The organism is Bacillus sp. FSL E2-8887, from assembly GCF_038007205.1.
GTDB lineage: Bacteria > Bacillota > Bacilli > Bacillales > Bacillaceae_G > Bacillus_A > Bacillus_A mycoides.
This window is the reverse complement of sequence record NZ_JBBOWS010000001.1, coordinates 3544797-3568314: the sequence shown is the minus strand read 5'-3', so window position 1 is coordinate 3568314 and position 23518 is coordinate 3544797. Positions and strand designations below refer to the sequence as shown.

Genomic DNA, 23518 nt, shown 5'->3' with positions numbered 1-23518 from the left:
TTGGTTTTTTAGAAGGAAATTCTCTTATTTTGTCGAAGAAAAGATATAATTGAAAGAGGAAATTTAGATAACTACTTGGAGGTGGCGTTGTGCCGTTAACACCATTAGATATTCATAACAAAGAATTTGGTCGCGGGTTTCGTGGCTACGATGAAGATCAAGTAAATGAGTTTCTTGATCAAATCATCAAAGATTATGAATTAGTCATTCGTGAGAAAAAAGCTTTAGAAGAAAAGGTTGCACAATTAGAAGGAAAGTTAGATCATTTTTCTAATATTGAAGATACGCTGAACAAATCTATCATTGTCGCACAAGAAGCTGCTGAAGAAGTGAAGCGTAATGCACAAAAAGAAGCAAAATTAATTGTACGTGAAGCAGAAAAAAATGCAGATCGTATCATTAATGAAGCGTTAGTGAAATCAAGAAAAGTTGCTTTTGATATTGAAGAGTTGAAGAAACAAGCGAAAGTATTCCGAACTCGTTTCCGTATGTTATTAGAAACACAACTTGAAATGTTAAACAACGATGATTGGGATAAACTAATTGAATTAGAAGACGAAGTGGACGAACTGTTGAAAAAAGAAGAAACAGTGTAAGCTTGACGTTTTTCTCATTATTACATATAATTTTAAACAGCATATTTATTAAGAAAAACGAAGATAGGGATAAGTACCTTTTTCATACCTTATATAGCGAACTGAGGATGGTGTAAGCTCAGGATAAGGAGATAATGGGAATATCACCCTGGAGTTCCGCGCTGAACAAATTTAGTAAGCGTAGGCGTATATTCGCGTTAAGAATATAAAGAGGACCTTATGCATTTGTATATGGTCTACTAGGGTGGTACCGCGGGAGACTTTCTCGTCCCTTTTTGGGGATGAGAGGTCTCTTTTTTATTCCCTTTTTTAAGGTCTGTCGTTTATATATTTAAGGAGGAATTGAGCATGGAGTACAAAAATACATTACTAATGCCAAAAACAGAATTCCCGATGCGTGGGAATTTACCGAAACGTGAGCCTGCAATGCAAGAAAAATGGGCTGAAATGAATATTTATGAAAAGGTACAAGAACATACGAAAGGCCGTCCTTTATTTGTACTACATGATGGACCTCCATATGCAAATGGTGACATTCATATGGGACACGCACTAAATAAAGTGTTAAAAGACTTTATTGTTCGTTTTAAATCAATGACTGGATACTGTGCACCATATGTACCAGGTTGGGATACACACGGTTTACCAATTGAGCAAGCTTTAACAAATAAAGGTGTAAAGCGTAAAGAAATGACAGTTGCTGAGTTCCGTAAGTTATGTGCAGAGTATGCATATGAGCAAGTGGAACGTCAACGTGAACAATTTAAGCGTTTAGGTGTACGTGCAGATTGGGATAATCCATATATTACTTTAGAGCCAGCTTATGAAGCACAACAAATTAAAGTGTTTGGTGACATGGCGAAAAAAGGTTATATCTATAAAGGACAAAAACCAGTTTACTGGTCTCCAACAAGTGAATCAGCTTTAGCAGAAGCTGAAATTGAATATCAAGATAAAAAATCAGCATCTATTTACGTAGCATTCCCTGTAAAAGATGGAAAGAACGTATTAGAAGGTGATGAGAAATACATTATTTGGACAACAACGCCTTGGACGTTACCTGCAAACTTAGGTATTTCTGTTCACCCAGAACTTGAATATGCTATTGTGAAAGTAAATGATGAGAAATATATCATCGCTTCTGAACTATTTGAGACAGTTGCAAAAACGTTAGAGTGGGAAAATGCTGAAGTTGTGAAAACGGTAAAAGGTAGCGAACTTGAGTATACAGTTGCAAAACATCCATTCTACGATCGTGACTCATTAGTTATGCTAGGAGAGCACGTAACAACAGATGCAGGTACAGGTTGTGTTCATACAGCACCAGGACACGGGGAAGATGACTTCGTTGTTGGTAAACAGTATGGCTTAGAAGTACTTTGCCCAGTTGATGATAAAGGTGTATTAACAAATGAAGCACCTGGATTTGAAGGCTTATTCTATGATAAAGCTAACAAGCCAATTACGGAAAAATTAGAAGAAGTAGGCGCGTTACTGAAACTAACATTCATTACGCATTCATACCCACATGATTGGAGAACGAAAAAACCAATTATTTTCCGTGCGACAGCGCAGTGGTTTGCATCTATTGAAGCGTTCCGTAAAGAATTATTAGAAGCTGTTGCGGAAACAAAATGGGTACCAGCATGGGGAGAAACTCGTCTTCATAATATGGTTCGTGACCGTGGTGACTGGTGTATTTCTCGTCAGCGTGCATGGGGTGTGCCAATTCCTGTATTCTATGCAGAAAATGGTGATCCAATTATTACAGATGAAACAATTAATCATGTAGCAGATTTATTCCGTGAGCACGGTTCTAACGTATGGTTCGAGCGTGAAGCGAAAGATTTATTACCAGAAGGATTTACACATACGGGTAGCCCAAATGGTGAATTCCGTAAAGAAACAGACATCATGGATGTATGGTTCGATTCAGGTTCTTCTCACCAAGCGGTATTAGAAGAGCGCGAAGACTTACAACGTCCAGCTGATTTATATTTAGAAGGATCTGACCAGTATCGTGGTTGGTTTAACTCTTCATTATCAACAGCAGTTGCTGTAACTGGTAAAGCTCCGTATAAAGGCGTACTAAGCCATGGTTTCGTACTAGATGGTGACGGACGTAAAATGAGTAAGTCGATTGGAAACATCGTCGTACCGAAGAAAATTATGGATCAATTAGGCGGAGACATTTTACGCTTATGGGTATCTTCTGTTGACTATCAATCTGATGTACGTATTTCAGATGATATTTTAAAACAAGTAGCAGAAGTGTATCGTAAAATCCGTAACACATTCCGTTTCTTATTAGGAAACTTAGATGATTTTAATCCAAGTGAAAATACAGTAGCGGTAGCTGAACTTCGTGAAGTAGATCGTTACATGTTAGTGAAGTTAAATGACTTAATTACAAAAGTAAAAGATGCATATGAAACATATGACTTTGCTGCTGTATATCATGCAATTCACAACTTCTGTACAATTGATCTAAGTTCATTCTACTTAGACTTTGCAAAAGACATTTTATACATTGAAGGTGCAGATCACGCGGATCGTCGTGCAATTCAAACTGTATTATATGATGTTCTTGTTGCATTAACGAAACTTGTAACGCCAATCTTACCTCATACAGCTGATGAAGTATGGCCATATGTTCCTGGTGCAGAAGAAGAAAGCGTACAGTTAACTAATATGCCAGAAGCTACAGAAGTAGAGGGTTCAGAAGCGTTAAGAGCAAAATGGGATGCATTTATGACATTACGTGATGACGTTTTAAAAGCGTTAGAAGTAGCTCGTAATGAGAAAGTAATTGGTAAGTCATTAAATGCGAGCATTACGCTATATCCGACTGCAGAAATGAAGGCTATGTTAGAGTCTATTAGCGAAGACTTAAAGCAATTATTCATCGTCTCTGAGTATAAACTTGGTGGTACAATTGAAGAAGCACCAACAGATGCACCAAAGTATGAGCATACAGCTGTAGTTGTAGCACAGGCGACAGGTGAGACGTGTGAACGTTGTTGGGTTGTTTCAGAAACAATTGGTAAAGATGCAGAACATGAAACATTATGTGAGCGTTGTGCAACGGTTGTTAAAGAAAATTATGTAAAATAATGAAAAAAAGCTGACTGCTCATAATAGCAGTCAGTTTTTTGTTGATGATATATCAAAATAACTTTCACTCTCTTTCCTATGAAGGAAAAATGTGTGTGAGGTAAGCGTGGAAATTTCGGACACACTAATTGTACATTGCAGCTGGGAGGAATGTACACGTGAATGAAATTTATATGGAAATAAAAGAAGAATTACAATTGATGAGAAAAGAGTTGCAAGATAGATTGGCGAAAGAAGTAATGCACACATACTATATGGAATTTGGGCAAGAACTTGGATACGAAATAAAGGAAGAGACAAAGAAAAAATTGCTATTACATGATATAAAAGAGGATTTAAAAGATGTAGAACGTGCATTGTTTAAAATGGAAATAGATATGTACGGTATTTGTGAAGAAACTGGAAGAGCGATTTCTACAAAACAAATGAAAACAATGCCGACTGCTCGTACTATTCATGAATTTTTCTATGAAAAGGTAAATGTATGAAATACGCACAACGATATTATGTTACCTTTTTTTAATTTATTTTATTCTTCTACAAAGGTTCATTGTGAAAAGGTAGCAGCTATGCTAAAATTTTGAGGTACACTGTCTTTGTGGGGGAAATGAAAATGATATATTATGTAATAGCGTTATTTGTCATTGCCATCGATCAAATATCGAAGTGGCTAATTGTAAAGAACATGGAATTGGGTACGAGCATTCCGATTATCGATAATGTATTATACATAACATCTCATCGAAATAGAGGAGCTGCCTGGGGTATTTTAGAAAATAAAATGTGGTTTTTCTACATTATTACAGTCATTTTCGTAGCATTTATCGTATTTTATATGAAAAAATATGCGAAAACGGACAAGCTTCTAGGTATTTCATTAGGTCTAATTTTAGGCGGAGCAATTGGCAATTTTATTGATCGTGTATTTAGACAAGAAGTAGTGGATTTCATTCACGTGTATATTTTCTCGTACAACTATCCGGTATTCAATATAGCTGACTCAGCATTATGTATTGGAGTTGTATTAATTATTATTCAAACAGTATTAGAAGGAAAGAAAGCGAAGGAGTAATTGAATGAGTGAAGTAGTACAAGTAACAGTTGCAGAAGAACAAAAAAGCGAGCGAATTGATAAATTCGTTGCAGAAATAAACAGTGAATGGTCACGTTCACAAGTGCAGCAATGGATTAAAGATGCTGTTGTGACAGTAAATGGGAAATCAGTTAAAGGGAATTATAAAGTAAAAGGAAATGATGAAATTACAGTAACAATTCCCGAGCCAGAAGAGTTAGATATTCAACCGGAAGATATGAATTTAGAAGTTTATTATGAAGATGCCGATGTACTAGTTGTAAATAAGCCGCGTGGCATGGTAGTACATCCAGCACCAGGGCATACGAAGGGTACGCTTGTAAACGGACTTATGCATCATTGTACAGACCTATCAGGTATTAACGGTGTAATGCGTCCTGGTATAGTACACCGTATTGATAAGGATACATCTGGATTATTAATGGTTGCTAAAAATGATATGGCGCATGAATCACTTGTAAATCAACTTGTAGCAAAAACGGTAACAAGACGTTATAAAGCGATTGTACATGGTGTAATTCCACATGATAAAGGAATAATTGACGCTCCAATTGGTCGTGATAAAAAAGAACGTCAAAGTATGACTGTTGATGAAAATGGTAAGAATGCAGTTACACATTTCCAAGTGTTAGAGCGATTTAAGGATTTCACACTTGTAGAATGCCGCTTAGAAACGGGACGTACACACCAAATTCGTGTTCATATGAAATATATTGGTTATCCACTTGCAGGGGATCCAAAGTATGGTCCGAAGAAAACATTAGATATGAATGGACAAGCACTTCATGCAGGGATTTTAGGTTTCGATCACCCTCGTACTGGTGAATATATTGAGTTTGAGGCACCGATTCCAGAAGTGTTTGAAGAAGCGCTAAATATTTTACGGAAATAGTATTGACAAATCATAAGAAAACTGAGATACTGACAACAGTTAAATAATGATCCTTTAACACAGCCCCGTGAGGTTGAGAAGGTAACGGTTTGAAATACTTAGGGTATGTTGTACCCTTTTTTCAAAAGTCCTCTCGCACACGCTGAGAGGACTTTTTTTATACCATTACTCTCACGCAAGAAAAAAACTTGGAGGTGTAGAGCATGCAAGAGAAAGCTGTCGTTTTAGATGACCAAATGATTCGCCGCGCTTTAACACGAATTAGTCATGAAATCGTGGAACGAAATAAAGGTGTCGATAATTGTGTTCTTGTCGGAATAAAAACACGTGGAATTTTTATTGCACAACGTTTGGCAGAACGAATTGGTCAAATTGAAGGAAAAGAGATGGAAGTAGGAGAGTTAGATATTACGTTGTATCGTGATGATTTAACACTACAATCGAAACATAAAGAACCACTTGTAAAAGGTTCTGATATTCCTGTAGATATTACGAAGAAAAAAGTTATCCTTGTGGATGATGTGTTATATACAGGAAGAACAGTTCGAGCAGCAATGGATGCTCTTATGGATTTAGGTAGACCATCACAAATCCAATTAGCTGTTCTTGTTGATAGAGGTCATCGTGAATTACCAATTCGCGCTGATTATGTAGGAAAGAACATTCCAACATCTAGTGAAGAGCGTATCGAAGTTGATTTGCAAGAGACAGATCAACAAGATCGAGTAAGCATATACGATAAGTAAAGCCCTTTTAAATGTAGTCCTGTGAGGCTGCCAAAGGGTCTTGGCTTTCATATGTCAAATTTGGCATACGAAAGTGTAGGACTCTTTGTGCACAGGCACAAAGAGTTTTTTTATTGCAAAAATTAAAACTGAAGGAGGATGTAACAATGGAGCAAAAGCCAGTGTTAGATATTCATGAAGTACCGAAACCGGGAAAATGGTTATTATTAAGTATACAACATTTGTTCGCGATGTTTGGATCAACAGTGCTTGTTCCGTTTTTAACAGGACTGAATCCATCAGTAGCTTTAATATCAAGTGGATTAGGAACGCTAGCGTTTCTTCTAATAACGAAAGGTCAAGTACCAGCATATTTAGGATCATCATTCGCCTTTATTGCACCAATTATTACAGCAAAAACAGCAGGTGGACCTGGAGCAGCGATGCTTGGAGGAATGCTTGCGGGACTTGTGTACATCTTAATCTCACTCGGAATTAAGAAATCTGGGTCAGAATGGATTATGAAATTACTTCCGCCAATCGTAGTTGGGCCAGTCGTAATGGTAATCGGTTTATCTTTAGCACATACAGCAGTGAACATGGCGATGAACGGTGCGGATGGTAAGTATAGCATTACACACTTTTCAGTAGCATTAGTAACATTAGCAATTACAATCATTTGCTCCATATTCGGGAGAGGATTTTTCAGTATCATACCAGTGCTACTTGGAATCATCGGCGGGTATATATTCGCTTACTTCCAAGGGCTAGTAGATTTAAAGCCAGTAGCTGAGGCAAAATGGTTTGTCATACCAGACTTCACAGTACCGTTTGTAACATATACTCCGGAGTTTTCATGGAAAATTGTACTCTTAATGGTGCCAGTTGCACTTGTAACAATTTCAGAACATATCGGACATCAAATTGTACTTGGAAATGTTATTAAAAGAGATTTAATTGAAAAACCAGGTTTACATCGTTCAATCTTCGGTGATGGGATAGCAACATTGATCGCATCACTAATAGGGGGACCACCGAATACAACGTACGGTGAAAACATCGGTGTGCTAGCAATTACGAGAGCATACAGTGTATACTTATTCATCGGTTCAGCAGTGTTCGCAATCATGTTTGGATTTATCGGGAAGATTTCAGCACTGATTCATTCGATTCCAACACCAGTTATGGGTGGTGTATCAATCTTACTCTTCGGTGTAATCGCATCAAGTGGTTTACGTATGATGGTAGACGATAAAACAGACTTAGGTGACAAACGAAACTTAATGATTGCATCAGTTATACTAGTAATTGGTATTGGCGGAGCGGTACTGCACGTAGGTGAATCGTTCCAAGTAGAAGGAATGGCGCTAGCAGCAATTGTAGGTGTACTATTAAATCTACTACTACCAGAGACAAAACAAACAAATAAAACAAAACAATCTAAGCAGATTGCTTCATAAAAATAACCTTTTAATTCAGTCCTGTGAGATAGAAAAGGGTGGCTACTTTAACGCACCCTAGTCTCAAAGACTAGGGTATTTTTATACAGTTATTGTTATATAAATTCAATGGTGTTATCATAAAAAACAGAAAGATGAGGGATGACGATGAGCCATTTGTTAACGATGAGTGAATTATCGGAACAAGAAATTTCAGAAATCCTAAAAGACGCAGAAGATTTCGCGAATGGAAAAGAGAGAAAAACGACAGAGCAAACATTTGTTGCGAACTTGTTCTTTGAGAATAGTACGAGGACGAGATTTAGCTTTGAAGTTGCTGAGAAGAGATTAGGACTTGAAGTATTAGACTTTTCCGCAGATGCATCTAGCGTACAAAAAGGAGAAACTTTATACGATACGATAAGAACACTAGAATCAATCGGAACAAAAGCGGTAGTCATCCGCCATGAGCAAGATCGTTACTTCGATGAATTAAAAGATCAGGTGAATATCCCAATCTTGAACGCTGGAGATGGATGTGGAAATCATCCAACGCAATGTCTACTCGATCTTCTAACAATTAAACAAGAGTTTGGAAGATTTGAAGGTTTGAAGATTGCAATAGTTGGGGATGTTCGTCATAGCCGAGTAGCACGTTCTAATGCAGAAGCATTAACGAAACTGGGCGCGACAATTTACTTTGCAAGCCCAGAAGAGTGGAAAGATGAAGAGAACACATTTGGAACGTACAAGAGTTTAGATGAACTTGTTCCAGAAGTGGATGTGATGATGTTACTTCGTGTACAACATGAGCGTCATGACCATTATGAAACAGACATTATGAAAGAGTATCACGAGCAACATGGGTTAACAGTTGAAAGAGAAAAACGTATGAAAGAAGGAAGCATTATTATGCATCCAGCCCCTGTAAACCGTGATTTTGAAATTGCGAGTGAACTTGTCGAGTGTGAACGCTCACGCATATTCAAGCAAATGGAAAACGGGGTCTACGTAAGAATGGCTGTACTAAAACGCGCATTACCAAATGTATTAGGAGGAATGAAACATGAATTATTTGTTTAAAAATGGTCGTTATATGAATGAAGAAGGAACAATTGTAGCAACAGATCTTCTCGTACAAGACGGTAAAATTGCGAAGGTAGCAGAAAATATTACGGCAGATAATGCTGAAGTAATCGATGTAAATGGAAAGTTAATCGCACCTGGATTAGTAGACGTACACGTTCATCTTCGTGAACCAGGTGGTGAACATAAAGAAACAATTGAAACAGGAACACTTGCAGCAGCAAAAGGTGGATTTACTACAATTTGCGCAATGCCAAACACACGCCCAGTACCAGATTGTAAAGAACATATGGAAGACCTGCAAAAGCGTATTAAAGAAAAAGCACATGTAAATGTATTACCATATGGAGCAATTACAGTACGTCAAGCAGGTTCTGAAATGACCGATTTTGAAACGTTAAAAGAACTTGGAGCGTTTGCTTTCACTGATGATGGCGTAGGCGTGCAAGATGCAAGTATGATGTTAGCTGCAATGAAGCGTGCATCGAAATTAAATATGGCAGTTGTTGCACACTGTGAAGAGAACACACTTATTAATAAAGGATGTGTACATGAAGGGAAGTTTTCTGAGAAACACGGATTAAACGGTATCCCATCAGTATGTGAATCCGTACATATTGCCCGGGACATCTTACTTGCGGAAGCTGCAAATTGTCACTACCACGTATGTCACGTAAGTACAAAAGGATCTGTACGTGTAATCCGTGACGCGAAACGTGCTGGAATTAAGGTGACAGCAGAAGTAACACCGCATCACTTAGTATTATGTGAAGATGATATCCCATCGGCTGATCCTAACTTTAAAATGAATCCACCACTTCGAGGAAAAGAAGATCATGCAGCGTTAATTGAAGGACTATTAGATGGAACAATTGATATGATCGCAACTGACCATGCACCGCATACTGCAGAAGAGAAAGCGCAAGGGATTGAAAGAGCACCGTTCGGAATTACTGGTTTTGAAACAGCATTCCCGCTTTTATATACAAACCTTGTGAAAAAAGGAATCATTACATTAGAGCAACTGATTCAATTCTTAACAGAAAAACCAGCTGACACATTCGGTTTAGAAGCAGGGCGCCTAACAGAAGGTAGAACAGCTGATATTACAATTATCGATTTAGAACAAGAAGAAGAAATTGATCCAACAACATTCTTATCAAAAGGAAAAAACACACCATTCGCAGGTTGGAAATGCCAAGGTTGGCCGGTTATGACAATCGTTGGTGGTAAGATCGCATGGCAAAAGGAGAGTGCATTAGTATGAAAAGACAACTTATCTTAGAAGATGGAACAGTATTAATTGGAAAAGGTTTCGGAGGAGAAATAGAAAAGTCAGGTGAGGTTGTATTTACAACTGGGATGACTGGATATCAAGAAACTTTATCTGATCCATCATACTGCGGTCAAATCGTAACATTTACGTATCCATTAATCGGAAACTACGGCATTAACCGTGATGATTTTGAATCAATTCACCCATCTGTAAATGGTTTAATCGTAAACGAAATTTGTGATCACCCATCAAACTTCCGTAATGAAATTTCGCTAAATGATTACTTGAAAGAAAGAAATATCCCAGGATTAGCAGGAATTGATACGAGAAAATTAACAAGAAAAATTCGTCAATATGGAACTTTACGCGGACGTCTTTGCAATATGGATGTGGATGTAGAGGACATCGTTAGCCAATTGAAAGCAACTGTCTTTACAGATCATGTGAAACGCGTATCAACAAAAGATCCATATCCAAGTCCAGGCCGTGGACACCGAGTTGTACTTGTAGACTTCGGAATGAAACATGGTATTTTACGAGAATTAAATAAGCGTGATTGCGATGTAATTGTTGTACCTTACAATACAACAGCAGAAGAAATTCTACGCCTTAGTCCAGATGGAATTATGTTAAGTAATGGACCTGGGGACCCAAAAGATGTACCAGAAGCAATTGAAATGTTAAAAGACATTATTGGTAAAGTTCCTTTATTCGGGATTTGCCTAGGACATCAATTGTTCGCCCTGGCATCTGGTGCGAATACAAGTAAGTTAAAATTCGGTCACCGTGGTTTAAATCATCCAGTAAAAAATCTTGCAACTGGAAAAGTAGCAATTACATCTCAAAACCATGGTTACGCAGTAGAAGAAGAATCAGTTGGAAATACAGAACTGGAAATTACACATGTTGCTTTAAATGATGGAACAGTAGAAGGTCTTCGTCATACGAAGTTCCCGGCATTTACAGTGCAATACCATCCAGAAGCTTCTGCAGGTCCAGAAGATGCAAATGATTTATTCGAAGATTTCTTAGCAATGATTGAAAACTTCAAGAAAGAAGGGGAAGAGTTATGCCAAAACGCCTAGACATTAACACAATTTTAGTAATCGGATCAGGACCAATTGTAATTGGGCAAGCAGCAGAGTTTGATTACTCTGGTACACAAGCTTGTCAATCTCTTAGAGAAGAAGGTTACAAAGTAATCCTTGTTAACTCTAACCCAGCAACAATTATGACAGATACTGCAACAGCAGATAAAGTATATATAGAACCATTAACATTAGAATTCGTAAGCCGTATCATTCGTAAAGAACGTCCAGATGCACTCCTACCAACATTAGGTGGTCAAACAGGCCTAAACATGGCTGTTGAACTTGCGAAATCAGGCATACTTGAAGAGTGCGGAGTTGAAATTTTAGGAACAAAATTATCAGCAATCGAGCAAGCCGAGGATCGTGATTTATTCCGTACATTAATGCAGGAATTAAATGAACCAATTCCATCTAGCACGATTATTCATACGCTGGAAGAAGCACATGAATTTGTAAAAGAAATTGGTTATCCAGTTATTGTTCGCCCAGCATTTACAATGGGGGGAACAGGTGGCGGAATCTGTAATAATGAAGAAGAACTAATTGAAATCGTATCAGGTGGATTAAAACATAGTCCAGTAACACAATGTTTATTAGAAAAGAGTATTGCCGGTTGTAAGGAAATTGAATATGAAGTAATGCGTGATTCGAATGATAACGCGATTGTAGTATGTAACATGGAAAATATCGATCCGGTTGGGGTTCACACAGGTGATTCTATCGTTGTAGCACCGAGCCAAACATTAAGTGACCGTGAGTATCAAATGTTACGAAACACTTCATTAAGAATTATTCGTGCATTAGGAATTGAAGGTGGATGTAACGTTCAGCTTGCACTTGATCCACATAGCTTCCAATACTATGTAATCGAAGTAAACCCGCGTGTGAGTCGTTCGTCTGCACTAGCATCTAAAGCAACTGGATATCCAATTGCGAAGCTAGCGGCGAAAATTGCAGTCGGTTTAACATTAGATGAAATTATAAACCCAGTAACACAAAAAACATACGCTTGCTTCGAGCCAGCATTAGACTATGTTGTTTCAAAAATTCCACGTTGGCCATTTGATAAGTTTGAATCAGCAAACAGAACACTTGGTACACAAATGAAGGCAACTGGTGAAGTTATGTCAATCGGACGTAACTTAGAACAATCATTATTAAAAGCGATTCGTTCTTTAGAGCTTGGCGTTTATCACCTAGAGTTAGACCACTTAAAAGAGCTTGATAAAGAAACGATGAAAAAGCGTATTATAAAAGCTGATGACGAGCGTCTGTTCGTTGTAGCAGAAGCAATCCGTCAAGGTGTAACGAAAGAAGAAATCAACGAATGGTGTGAAATGGACTTCTTCTTCTTACAAAAAGTTGAAAATATCGTAAACATGGAACGCGAAGTAAAAGCGAATGTAGGAAATATGGAAGTGTTACAATCTGCGAAAGAAATGGGCTTCAGTGACCATTACATCGCCAATGCTTGGAACAAAACAGAGCGTGAAATTTACGATATGCGTAAAGAAAGCAATATGACTCCTGTTTATAAGATGGTAGATACTTGTGCGGCAGAGTTTGAATCTGCAACACCATACTACTACAGCACATATGGTGACGAGAATGAATCGATTGTAACAGATCGTAAGAGTGTAGTTGTACTAGGATCTGGTCCAATCCGTATTGGTCAAGGTGTTGAGTTTGATTATGCAACAGTTCACTCTGTATGGGCAATAAAAGAAGCTGGATATGAGGCAATCATTGTTAATAACAACCCAGAAACAGTTTCAACAGACTTCAGTATTTCTGACAAATTATACTTTGAACCATTAACAATCGAAGATGTAATGCACATTATCGATTTAGAAAAGCCAGAAGGTGTTATCGTCCAATTCGGCGGACAAACGGCAATTAACTTAGCGGCTAAATTAGAAGCACATGGTGTGAAAATCTTAGGAACATCACTTGAAGATTTAGACCGTGCAGAAGATCGTGATAAGTTTGAAGCAGCTTTAACAAAGCTTGGTATCCCGCAACCAGTTGGTAAAACAGCAACGACTGTAGAGCAAGCAGTAGCGATCGCTGACAAAATTGGTTACCCAGTATTAGTAAGACCATCTTACGTACTAGGTGGACGTGCGATGGAAATCGTATATCGTCAAGAAGAATTACTGCACTACATGAAAAATGCGGTTAAAGTTCACGCAGATCACCCAGTATTAATCGACCGTTATATGGTTGGTAAAGAAATTGAAGTAGATGCAATTTCAGACGGTGAGAATGTATTCATTCCAGGTATTATGGAACATATCGAACGCGCTGGAGTTCACTCTGGGGATTCAATTGGAGTATATCCACCACAGAGCTTATCTGAAAAACTAAAAGAACAAATTATTGAACATACAATTGGGCTTGGAAAAGGTTTAAACATTGTTGGATTACTAAACATTCAGTTTGTAGTATTCAAAGATGAAGTGTATGTAATTGAAGTAAATCCACGTGCGAGCCGTACAGTACCATTCTTAAGTAAAATTACAGGCGTACCGATGGCAAATATCGCAACGAAAGTTATTTTAGGTCAAAACCTTGTAGAACAAGGATATGGAACTGGCTATCACCCAGAAGAGAAGGAAGTGTATGTAAAAGCACCGGTATTCTCATTTGCGAAACTACGATCAGTTGATACAACATTAGGACCTGAAATGAAGTCAACAGGGGAAGTAATGGGGAAAGACTTAACACTTGAAAAAGCCTTATACAAAGGGTTAGTTGCTTCTGGAATTAACATCCCAACGCACGGATCAGTAATCATCACTGTAGCGGATAAAGATAAAGAAGAGGCGATGGAAATTGCAAAACGTTTCCACGAAATCGGTTATAACTTATTAGCAACAGCTGGAACAGCACAAACATTAGCAGAGCAAAACATTCCAGTACAAGTTGTAAACAAAATTGATTCTGAAGACTACAACTTACTAGATATTATTCGTCAAGGAAAAGCACAGTTTGTAATCAATACATTAACAAAAGGCAAACAACCAGCGCGTGATGGTTTCCGCATTCGCCGTGAATCAGTAGAAAATGGTGTGGCTTGCTTAACATCACTTGATACAACGAGAGCAATCTTACGAGTATTAGAATCTATGACATTCTCAGCTCATTCAATGAAAGAAATTACGCAAACGAAGCGTCACGAGGTGGTACATGCATGATGCAAAAGCAAAATATGATCGTCGTTAACCAAAAAGAAATCGCAAAAAACATTTACGAATTAGTGCTTCAAGGGGATCTTGTGCAGCAAATGAACGATCCAGGGCAGTTTGTACACATTAAGGTAGCAGAGGGCATTACGCCCCTTCTGCGCCGCCCAATTAGTATTTGTAATGTCGATCAAGACAAGAACGAATTTACAATGCTATATCGTGCGGAAGGACAAGGAACAAAAACATTAGCGAAAAGAAAACAAGGCGAACTTGTAGATGTGTTAGGACCACTTGGACATGGTTTTCCTGTAGAAGAAGCGGAAGCTGGACAAACGGCTCTATTAGTTGGAGGGGGAATTGGTGTACCACCACTATATGAATTGTCACAGCGTCTTGTAGCAAAGGGAGTACGCGTTATTCACATCTTAGGTTTCCAAACGAAAGATGTTGTCTTCTATGAAGAGAAATTCGCAGAGCTTGGTGATACGTATGTTGCAACAGTTGATGGTACGCATGGTACAGAAGGCTTTGTAACAGATGTAATTGATAGCTATGGAATTGACTTTGACATTCTATACTCATGTGGACCTTTAGCGATGCTTCGTGCATTAGAAGGACGCTATAAAGAGAGAAAAGCCTACATTTCATTAGAAGAGCGTATGGGCTGTGGCATTGGAGCATGTTTCGCATGTGTATGCCATCTGCAAGCAGATCCGAGTGGACATTCTTACAAGAAGGTGTGTAGCGACGGACCAGTATTTCCAATCGGGGAGGTTGTACTATGAACAGATTGCAAGTTGAATTACCAGGGTTATCGTTAAAAAATCCAATCATCCCAGCATCTGGTTGTTTCGGATTTGGTCGTGAGTATGCACAGTTCTATGATTTAAGTGTACTTGGATCAATTATGATTAAAGCGACGACAGAACAACCACGCTATGGAAATCCGACGCCTCGTGTTGCTGAAACACCAGGCGGAATGCTAAATGCAATCGGGCTTCAAAATCCTGGATTAGAAAAGGTAATGAATTCTGAATTACCTTTTCTCGAGCAATTTGATCTTCCGATTATTGCAAATGTTGCTGGCTCACAAGCTGAGGATTATGTAGCAGTTGCGAAGGGAATTTCAAAGGCACCTAATGTTCATGCGCTAGAATTAAATATTTCTTGTCCAAACGTAAAAACGGGTGGTATCGCTTTTGGTACCAATCCTGAAATTGCTGCTGATTTAACGAAGCGAGTAAAAGAGGTTTCTGAAGTGCCGGTATATGTGAAATTGTCACCGAACGTGGCAAATATTGTGGAGATTGCAAAAGCAATTGAAAATGCGGGTGCGGACGGTTTAACGATGATTAATACATTGCTTGGTATGCGTCTAGATTTAAAAACTGCAAAACCAATTTTAGCAAACCGTACGGGCGGACTATCAGGGCCAGCGATTAAGCCAGTAGCAATTCGTATGGTACATGAAGTAAGTCAAGCGGTTAACATTCCGATTATCGGAATGGGTGGTATTGAAACTGCGGAAGATGTAATTGAATTCTTCTATGCTGGCGCAAGCGCGGTTGCAGTAGGTACAGCGAACTTCATAGACCCGTTCGTATGTCCGACAATTATTGAGGAGTTACCAGCATTACTAGATGAATTAGGATTTGATCACATTTCGGAGTGTCAAGGAAGGAGCTGGAAGCAAACATGTCACAGTCGTTAATTGTTGCACTAGATTTTCCAGGGAAACAAGATGTAGAACAATTCTTACACCACTTTGAAGGGGAAGAATTATTTGTCAAAGTTGGTATGGAGTTATTTTACAAAGAAGGCCCTGCGATTATTACGTACTTAAAAGAAAAAGGGCATAAGATCTTCCTAGATTTAAAACTTCATGATATTCCGAATACAGTAAAAAGCGCTATGCGTAGCCTAGCTAGTCTAGAAGTTGATATGGTAAATGTTCATGCTGCTGGGGGAAGCAGTATGATGAAAGCTGCGATTGAGGGATTAGAGGAAGGTAAGCAAGAAGGAAAAGAGAGACCGATTTGTATTGCAGTTACACAACTAACAAGCACTTCGGAAGCTATGATGAAAAAAGAGATCGGCATTGAGAAAACGTTAGAAGAAGCGGTTGCTCATTATGCAAAATTAACGAAAGAAAGTGGACTTGATGGAGTTGTTTGTTCAACACTTGAAGTTCCAAAATTACGTGAAGTATGCGGAAATGAATTTGTAACAGTAACACCGGGGATTCGTCTTGCAAGCGATGATGTAAATGACCAAGTGCGCGTAGCAACACCGAAACGTGCGAGGGAACTTGGTTCAAGCTACATCGTAGTTGGACGTAGTATTACAAAAGCAGAAAATCCGCTTGAAGCGTATAAAACAGTAAAACAACAGTGGGAAGGTGTAACAGTATGAAAAAAGAAATCGCATCGCATTTATTAGAAATTGGAGCAGTATTTTTACAACCGAATGATCCATTTACCTGGTCTTCTGGTATGAAATCACCAATTTATTGTGATAATCGTTTAACTTTATCTTATCCAAAAGTACGCCAAGCGATTGCAGCTGGATTAGAAGAGTTAATTAAAGAGCACTTCCCAACTGTAGAAGTTATTGCAGGAACAGCAACTGCTGGTATTGCGCACGCTGCATGGGTAAGCGATCGTATGGATTTACCGATGTGCTACGTACGTAGTAAGGCAAAAGGTCACGGCAAAGGGAACCAAATCGAAGGAAAAGCTGAAAAGGGTCAAAAAGTAGTAGTGGTAGAAGACTTAATTTCAACTGGCGGTAGTGCAATTACATGTGTAGAAGCACTTCGCGAAGCTGGCTGTGAAGTATTAGGAATCGTATCAATCTTCACATACGAGCTAGAGTCAGGAAAAGAAAAATTAGAAGCAGCTAACGTAGCGTCATATTCTTTAAGTGATTACAGTGCATTAACTGAAGTTGCAGCAGAAAAAGGTATGATTGGACAAGCTGAAACGAAAAAATTACAAGAGTGGCGTAAAAATCCAGCTAATGAAGCTTGGATCACAGCGTAACATGAAAAAAGACGACCGCGGGGGAACGCGGTCGTCTTTTTATATAATTGTTGAAATTTTATGTAAGGTTCCATCGACATCAAAGAAAATCATATTACAATCTCCTCGCTAATAACTATTTAGCGTTTTCTACAACTTCATATCCTCTTACAAACAATAGAGTCATATAAGAAACAATAAATGAGAAGATGCTATACATGCCAACCCAAAAGAAAAATTTTGGAGTAAAGGCGATAACACCTATTATTAAAAAACTAGCAAACGTTACAATCGGCATTACGTAATACGTTTTCGTCTTGCGCGTTCCAATAACAGAAACGATAAAGATAAGTAATGGACAAATTAATAAGACGAAAATCAATTCATTCATAGTTATGTCCCCTTTTCTAATTGAAGTAATCTGTTGCTCGTAAACGTTTTGAAATAATTACTCTCATAATATAATTTCGCTATGTAATAAATAAACCCTTTTGAAGGTTAGTATATTTCAATATTTAACCTAAAAAGGCGTAAGCAAGTATTATCTTGCTTACGTTACAGGATAAACATCACAACGATAGTGGTGACGATTAAGCCGATAATAACTGGCAAAAAATTTCGGCGTGCGAGTTCAAATGGATCTACTTTACAAATAGCAGCGGCTTCACAAGCTGATGTGGTTATGGGAACAAATAGCGCTATTCGTGAGGCAACAATCTTTTTATTTATTGGAAATGAGTTGCTATCACTGTTAGAAAATGCTGGTCGTATGGGAATCCCTTTACCTTCAGCATTAACGAATGCATTTGAAATTTTAGATTAGTATAATGATATTTGTGTAAAATAAAATCTACTTAATTGTAAATAAAGCCTATGTATATGTGAAATAAAGAAGAGCCGTCCTGTTGGGCGGCTTTTTTCTTATTGATTCTCCTAATGTTTCCTTATTCATATTTAAATCTCGATCTCTCTAAGTTTAAAAATTTTTCAAACCTATTTATCAGATCTTCTTTCGTAGTTGGGACTTCTTGAGGCATATAATTAACAAAACTCACCATATCTTCTGGGTAGTGATGATTTCCATAAAACTCTGCAATTTCATTTAATAATTCATTATCTTCTTTACATCTTTCTTTTATTTCAGATAAACAAACAAATCTTAGTTTTCTATTCTCCTCTACTAACATTGTGCTTTCTTCATCTAATTGAGGAAAATAATTAGTTTTTATTTCTAACATCACCTTATCTAAATCTTCACTAGATACTCCCCATGCAAGTTCACTAACAAACTCACTTTCATCACCAATATCCATCAATTCTACCGCATAATCGGAAATGACGTCTTTATTAAAATAATTTTCTTGGATGCCTATAAAAATAGTTTTCCAGTCATACTTAATATGTTTATTTTTTAAATCTTTTAAGTTCATATTATTTACCTCTTACTTTTTGGAATTTGATTTGGCTTACCCGTCATAACACCATTTTCAATGAATCTCCTGTGGCTCACATCACCATTGGGCTCAACAATCCATTCAAAAACACCTTTATTACCATTGTTACTTCCTGTTATTTGATATAATTCCCTTTTAATACGGTCCCCTCCTACTAGTGGAAACTCCTCCGCAAATCTTGAATAATTATCAATAACATCAGAAAAACCATGTTCCTTTGATACATGAGGGAACTCTTTTTCTATAAAAGGTTTCCCTTTTTCATCTCTTCCCCAAACTGGTTTTACATTATCAACCTTTTTTCCACTTCCAACTCGTTTTCCATCTATAACAGGTCCTTTAAGTTCTTCAATTACTCTAAGATTAGCTCCGCTGTTTGTCCCAGCAGTGACTTTTTTAGCTGTATTTGCAGCCTCAGTAGCCTTAGCAGTCATTTTAACTCCTTTTCCTACTTTAGCTATCTTTCCAAAGGGTGTAAGGCCGGCTACAGCCATGACACCTGCCCCAGCACGCTCCCACCCCGAAAGTTTTTCGCCAGTAGATGGATCAATACCATCCCAAACACGACGAACATCATATTCACCACTTATTTCACCAGCAATATCTCTAGCTAATTTTTTACCATCAAAGCCATTCTCTTCAGAAGAAGGTTTACCACACATTGCACCTTCTTCCATTGTAACATCTTGATTATCTGTATTGCGGAATTTTTCGGCAATTCGTTTCAGATCTTCTTCCACTTGTATAATTGAATTGATAGATGTAAAAGCTTTTGGTCTCGCTTCATTGAACATTTGAATGAACTGTTGATTAGAGGCACCAATCCATTGAAAACACAAATGATCAATTTCATTACATAAATTATTATGTATAGATTCTAATGCGATTCTGGTATTACTTGCACGATTAGCAACTTCTTCTAGCATTTCAGGTGTCACTTTGATTTGAACCATTTCTTTCCTCCCTTTTCCCAATTAAAATTATGAGATAAAAAGAAAAAAATGTAAACACAGAAATTTTAGACTAGTATAGTAATATTTATATAAAATAAAATTTGCTTAATTGTAAATAAAGCCTATGTATATGTGAAAGAAGAGCCGTCCTGTCGGGCGGCTTTTTTTATTTATATGTAATTAAAATTTACTTTTAGATAATGCTTTTAATATAGGTTTAAAGATTTTACTCAATAAACGAAATGCGTGGAAGATTGAACGAATGACTTTCATAAAGGTAGAATCTCTCCTTATTTTAAACACCTACTTTTTGTGTACTAGTTACACTTTTACTGTAGATCAGATATCTTTCTAACTTCTTTTTCCTTCGCTTTAAATTCTCTTTTATATTGCTTGAAATCCTGTTTATCTACTCTGAACGTTTCCCCAGTGGCAACATTTTTTACTAAATATGTTTTAAATGCAAATTCCCTTAATAAAAAATACACCAAAAATAATAGCAAAGATATCCCAAGTGTTGGTAATAGCTCAGTAATGGCGTAAATGAAACTTTGAAAAATACCGCTAATAGCAAGAGGGAGAGAACTTGTAGCGGTTAATGCTAATAAAAAGATAAAAACAATACAAATAATTGTCGTATCTTTTCGAAGAATAAAAAAGGTAATAATAGTGAGTAAACAAAGAATATAGAGAGCATGTAAAAGCGTTAATTCAACTCCCATAACATTCACATCCTTTAGGCATTCGTGTAGTTCATTGTATGAAAGCGGTGAAGGTATGTGAGTATAGGAAAAAGAAAAAAGTGAAATTTCATGTACTGTAATGGTAAGAATAATAAATGGATGTTACAATGCAATTAATCCTAAAAATGGAATTAAAGGAGGGCTTATGCGCAAAAAAATTGGATTTTGGGGATTCATCATATCTTGTAGTCTATTAATCATTTTAAATCTGTTTACAAGCAATGAATGGATAAGTATCATACCTGTTTTCGGGTTTGTATTTATACTTTTATATAACTGGGATGATATGAAACAATATAGTAAGAAAAGTATCGGAATTATGATAGGTATCACTGTTGTTTGCTCATTTTTCGTAGGGTTTCTTTTAATAGAAGGGCAGAAACAAATGGAGAAAATGTCTATTTTTCAAGAATGGATGTCTTCTGCAAAAGGTCTTTATATTGTACTTGTAGTTGTTATTTTTCTAAGAATTGTTATAAGCATAGCAAGTTACATATTAAAGGAGAAGTAGAATGGGGGAGTACGAATGAGAGAGAAAATAGGGTATTTTGGTGTGCTCGTTTGTTTACTATTATCAGTTATTTCAGGGCAATTTCTTAAAAGTGAATGGGTACCAGTTATATTAAGTATAGGAGTATTGATTTTTGCTCCTATGTATCGCTGGAATGAATGGAAAGCATATAGCCGAAAAAAGAAAATTGTTTTCAGTATCGAGTTTGTTATTATAATTAGCACGATTCCGTTTTTGTTATTGAAAGGAAATGAGATAATAGATGGAATTGTAATGTTTCAAGGGTGGTTGTTCATTGCAAAATTGCTATATTTAATATGCATTTTAATGTCGGTAGCGGTAGTCGCTAAAAAAGTAAATGAAAAGTTATTCGTTAATGAATAAAAGAAAATGCCACCTTATTCGGTGGCATTTTCTCATTTTACTGAATGTGCTTTTTGCATCTTTTTAATTAAACGAATTTGTCCGCGATGATTGATTTCATCTTCAAATACGTGAAACCATTTAAAGTAGTTATTTGCTGGTTTGTCATGCCAAAAGTCTGTCGTTTTAAATAGCCATTCATCAGGTAACGATTGAAAAGTTTCAATCGTTTTGGAACGTACTTCTTGTAATGTGTTTATGTAAAATTCTATCGGGTTTCCTTTTATTTTCTTGCGTCCAAGATTTCCTAACTCAATAGCAGGTAACCAGCGTTCTAATTCAGCCTCCGTTGGTTCACGATCTTCAAAAGTATGAATTTGGTAGTAAAATTCAATAGCAGCCATATGGTACAATAACATGCCAATTGAATTTGCTTCCTCATCATATAAATAATCAAGTTCTTCAATTGTTAAGCCCTCGACAGCCTGCATTGTTGTATAGCGAGCGTAATTCATCATGGAAACAAGTTTTGAAAATTCAGGCTGTAAACCATCTATTTTATCGATTACAAAGTTCAATTAAAATTCCCCCTCTTTAAACAATTACTCCAGAGAAGGAATTCTATGTGTAAAGAAAAACTCCTGTTAAAAAGCACATGATTTTTAACAAGGAATAACTATTAGTTCCCGATTCGCTTTTGTAATAACTTCATATCCGTCTTTTGTAATGACGATATCGTCTTCAATTCTACAACCGCCCCAGTTCGGAATGTAAATACCAGGTTCAACGGTAACAACCATACCTTCTTCTAAAGTAGCCTTACTTTCTTGGGATAGGCGAAGAGGTTCATGTATTTCTAACCCAAGACCATGACCAGTAGAGTGTCCAAAATATTGACCGTATCCATGTTCTATAATGTAATCTCTCGTTATATCATCGATACTTTTCGCAGTTTCTCCAGGCTTAATTGCTTCAGTTCCACGTTTTAATGCTTCTCGTACAACGTTGTATATCTTTTTGAATTCTTCTGATGGTTCCCCGATTGCTACAGTACGTGTTATATCGGAACAATATCCGTCGTAAAGTGCACCGAAATCTAATGTAACAACGTCGCCTCGTTCGATTATTTTATTTGATGCAACTCCATGGGGAAGTGAAGAGCGAACGCCAGAAGCTACAATAATTTGAAATGATGAGGATGTAGCCCCTTTTTTTCGCATGAAAAATTCTAATTCATCTCGGACATCAGTTTCACTTATTCCTGGTTTTAGAAATGTAAGGATGTGGTGAAATGCTTCGTCAGCAATATTAGCTGCAATTTTCATTGTTTCTATTTCAGGTGTGTCTTTAATAATACGAATATCCTCGATGATTTCGCACACTTGCACCATTTCCGCATGTATGTATTTTTGTAAGTTTTTATATTGTTGTAATGTCATGTTATTTTCTTCAATTCCAAGTTTTTGAATGTTTAATTTCGATACTTGATTTGCAACTTCTTTCTCTAAATTTCCTTTATGCATAACAATTTCAGCGTCTTTTATTTGTGATTTCGCTTGATCTACGTAGCGAAAATCGGTTATAAAAACCGCTTTATCCACAGAGATTAAGACGACGCCAGCGCTGCCTGTAAAGCCTGTTGCATATTGGCGATTTTCTTTTTTTGTAATAAGTAATCCGTCAATTTCATATTTTTGTAGTTGATTTTGGATTTTATTAATTCTTAAAGTCATGTTAATTTCCCCCTTTTCACAGTATTGAATAAAGCAAATAGCGTGCCAAAATGTATATTTGAAGAAAAGATAGTAGGAACTACATATATTTTAGGGGAGATAAAAAATTAGCCGGTTATTTGTGGGAGACGGTTTGTTCATAAAATCAGGATTACTTCAATAATCAGTGGGGGGATGAAAAAATATTGATTGGAGGTGCACTTTATATACATACTGTAAAAAAATTTATACAGATGTGAAA

At 37.1% G+C, this 23518-nt stretch carries 23 protein-coding genes, 2 pseudogenes and 1 other annotated feature; of the genes and pseudogenes, 18 read left to right on the top strand and 7 right to left on the bottom strand.

From position 1 onward, the window contains the following. Positions 1-89: 89 nt before the first annotated feature. The 15 genes from divIVA (at position 90) to pyrE (ending at position 17541) form a co-directional block, all read left to right on the top strand. Positions 90-596 (top strand): septum site-determining protein DivIVA, encoded by a 507-nt coding sequence (divIVA, locus tag NSQ08_RS18075; protein WP_001131609.1) that lies wholly within the window; start codon positions 90-92, stop codon positions 594-596. Between the two features lie 51 nt (positions 597-647). Then, positions 648-872 (top strand) — a binding site (T-box leader). A gap of 72 nt (positions 873-944) precedes the next feature. Then, positions 945-3710, top strand: a complete 2766-nt coding sequence (ileS2, locus tag NSQ08_RS18070; protein WP_340777648.1) for an isoleucine--tRNA ligase — start codon at positions 945-947, stop codon at positions 3708-3710. 158 nt (positions 3711-3868) lie between these two features. After that, positions 3869-4198, top strand: coding sequence for a hypothetical protein (locus NSQ08_RS18065; protein ID WP_002014715.1), 330 nt, complete (start codon positions 3869-3871; stop codon positions 4196-4198). Between the two features lie 125 nt (positions 4199-4323). Next, the gene (gene lspA, locus NSQ08_RS18060; protein WP_002128849.1) at positions 4324-4782 is read left to right on the top strand and encodes a lipoprotein signal peptidase LspA; all 459 of its coding nucleotides are present in this window, start codon (positions 4324-4326) and stop codon (positions 4780-4782) included. A gap of 4 nt (positions 4783-4786) precedes the next feature. Next, positions 4787-5695, top strand: a complete 909-nt coding sequence (locus NSQ08_RS18055; protein WP_002033761.1) for an RluA family pseudouridine synthase — start codon at positions 4787-4789, stop codon at positions 5693-5695. 203 nt (positions 5696-5898) lie between these two features. After that, the gene (gene pyrR, locus NSQ08_RS18050; protein ID WP_001156489.1) at positions 5899-6441 is read left to right on the top strand and encodes a bifunctional pyrimidine operon transcriptional regulator/uracil phosphoribosyltransferase; all 543 of its coding nucleotides are present in this window, start codon (positions 5899-5901) and stop codon (positions 6439-6441) included. Between the two features lie 146 nt (positions 6442-6587). Then, positions 6588-7880, top strand: coding sequence for a uracil permease (gene uraA / locus NSQ08_RS18045; protein ID WP_002014712.1), 1293 nt, complete (start codon positions 6588-6590; stop codon positions 7878-7880). Positions 7881-8027: 147 nt separating this feature from the next. After that, positions 8028-8942: an aspartate carbamoyltransferase gene (pyrB, locus tag NSQ08_RS18040; protein WP_340777639.1), complete on the top strand. Its 915-nt coding sequence runs from the start codon at positions 8028-8030 to the stop codon at positions 8940-8942. Continuing rightward, complete coding sequence (gene pyrC / locus NSQ08_RS18035; RefSeq protein WP_033707133.1) at positions 8926-10212, top strand: dihydroorotase; 1287 nt, start codon at positions 8926-8928, stop codon at positions 10210-10212. The genes pyrB and pyrC overlap by 17 nt, the downstream gene beginning before the upstream one ends. Continuing rightward, positions 10209-11306, top strand: coding sequence for a carbamoyl phosphate synthase small subunit (locus NSQ08_RS18030; RefSeq protein ID WP_002121861.1), 1098 nt, complete (start codon positions 10209-10211; stop codon positions 11304-11306). The genes pyrC and NSQ08_RS18030 overlap by 4 nt, the downstream gene beginning before the upstream one ends. Further along, the gene (gene carB / locus NSQ08_RS18025) at positions 11291-14509 is read left to right on the top strand and encodes a carbamoyl-phosphate synthase large subunit (RefSeq protein WP_340777634.1); all 3219 of its coding nucleotides are present in this window, start codon (positions 11291-11293) and stop codon (positions 14507-14509) included. Before NSQ08_RS18030 ends, carB begins: the two co-directional genes overlap by 16 nt. Beyond that, positions 14506-15285 carry a dihydroorotate oxidase B electron transfer subunit gene (pyrK, locus tag NSQ08_RS18020; protein ID WP_000983346.1) on the top strand — a complete coding sequence of 260 codons (780 nt, stop codon included), beginning with the start codon at positions 14506-14508 and terminating at the stop codon, positions 15283-15285. Before carB ends, pyrK begins: the two co-directional genes overlap by 4 nt. Beyond that, positions 15282-16211 (top strand): dihydroorotate oxidase B catalytic subunit, encoded by a 930-nt coding sequence (gene pyrD / locus NSQ08_RS18015; protein WP_340777631.1) that lies wholly within the window; start codon positions 15282-15284, stop codon positions 16209-16211. The genes pyrK and pyrD overlap by 4 nt, the downstream gene beginning before the upstream one ends. Continuing rightward, complete coding sequence (gene pyrF / locus NSQ08_RS18010; RefSeq protein ID WP_097830931.1) at positions 16196-16912, top strand: orotidine-5'-phosphate decarboxylase; 717 nt, start codon at positions 16196-16198, stop codon at positions 16910-16912. Before pyrD ends, pyrF begins: the two co-directional genes overlap by 16 nt. Further along, positions 16909-17541, top strand: a complete 633-nt coding sequence (gene pyrE, locus NSQ08_RS18005; protein WP_000711457.1) for an orotate phosphoribosyltransferase — start codon at positions 16909-16911, stop codon at positions 17539-17541. The genes pyrF and pyrE overlap by 4 nt, the downstream gene beginning before the upstream one ends. Positions 17542-17656: 115 nt before the next feature. Here the strand turns inward: pyrE and NSQ08_RS18000 are convergent, their stop codons facing one another. Together NSQ08_RS18000 and NSQ08_RS17995 are read right to left on the bottom strand one after the other, a co-directional pair. Then, positions 17657-17911 carry a YbeF family protein gene (locus NSQ08_RS18000; RefSeq protein WP_087985066.1) on the bottom strand — a complete coding sequence of 85 codons (255 nt, stop codon included), beginning with the start codon at positions 17909-17911 and terminating at the stop codon, positions 17657-17659. 164 nt (positions 17912-18075) lie between these two features. Next, positions 18076-18183: pseudogene (locus NSQ08_RS17995) on the bottom strand (MFS transporter); the annotation flags it as partial. Here NSQ08_RS17995 and NSQ08_RS17990 point away from each other — a divergent pair. Further along, positions 18167-18343, top strand: a pseudogene (locus tag NSQ08_RS17990) (phage holin family protein); the annotation flags it as partial. The pseudogenes NSQ08_RS17995 and NSQ08_RS17990 overlap by 17 nt on opposite strands. A gap of 121 nt (positions 18344-18464) precedes the next feature. On the opposite strand, the gene NSQ08_RS17985 reads toward NSQ08_RS17990, so the two are convergent. From NSQ08_RS17985 to NSQ08_RS17975, 3 genes are all read right to left on the bottom strand, one after another. Further along, a complete protein-coding gene (locus tag NSQ08_RS17985) occupies positions 18465-18950 on the bottom strand; it encodes a DUF2247 family protein (RefSeq protein ID WP_193651961.1) in 486 nt (161 codons plus the stop codon). A gap of 5 nt (positions 18951-18955) precedes the next feature. Further along, positions 18956-19927, bottom strand: a complete 972-nt coding sequence (locus tag NSQ08_RS17980) for a WXG100 family type VII secretion target (protein WP_340777610.1) — start codon at positions 19925-19927, stop codon at positions 18956-18958. A 329-nt stretch (positions 19928-20256) separates the two neighbouring features. Further along, the gene (locus NSQ08_RS17975; RefSeq protein ID WP_012261596.1) at positions 20257-20649 is read right to left on the bottom strand and encodes a hypothetical protein; all 393 of its coding nucleotides are present in this window, start codon (positions 20647-20649) and stop codon (positions 20257-20259) included. A gap of 100 nt (positions 20650-20749) precedes the next feature. On the opposite strand from NSQ08_RS17975, the gene NSQ08_RS17970 reads away from it, so the two are divergent. Both NSQ08_RS17970 and NSQ08_RS17965 read left to right on the top strand, forming a co-directional pair. Next, positions 20750-21181, top strand: a complete 432-nt coding sequence (locus NSQ08_RS17970) for a YoqO family protein (protein WP_193339753.1) — start codon at positions 20750-20752, stop codon at positions 21179-21181. Between the two features lie 15 nt (positions 21182-21196). Then, the gene (locus tag NSQ08_RS17965) at positions 21197-21565 is read left to right on the top strand and encodes a YoqO family protein (protein WP_012261594.1); all 369 of its coding nucleotides are present in this window, start codon (positions 21197-21199) and stop codon (positions 21563-21565) included. A gap of 32 nt (positions 21566-21597) precedes the next feature. On the opposite strand, the gene NSQ08_RS17960 is transcribed toward NSQ08_RS17965, so the two are convergent. Together NSQ08_RS17960 and NSQ08_RS17955 are read right to left on the bottom strand one after the other, a co-directional pair. Continuing rightward, positions 21598-22122, bottom strand: coding sequence for a DinB family protein (locus NSQ08_RS17960; protein WP_012261593.1), 525 nt, complete (start codon positions 22120-22122; stop codon positions 21598-21600). A gap of 84 nt (positions 22123-22206) precedes the next feature. Next, positions 22207-23277 carry a M24 family metallopeptidase gene (locus NSQ08_RS17955; RefSeq protein WP_193651957.1) on the bottom strand — a complete coding sequence of 357 codons (1071 nt, stop codon included), beginning with the start codon at positions 23275-23277 and terminating at the stop codon, positions 22207-22209. Positions 23278-23518: the final 241 nt, after the last annotated feature.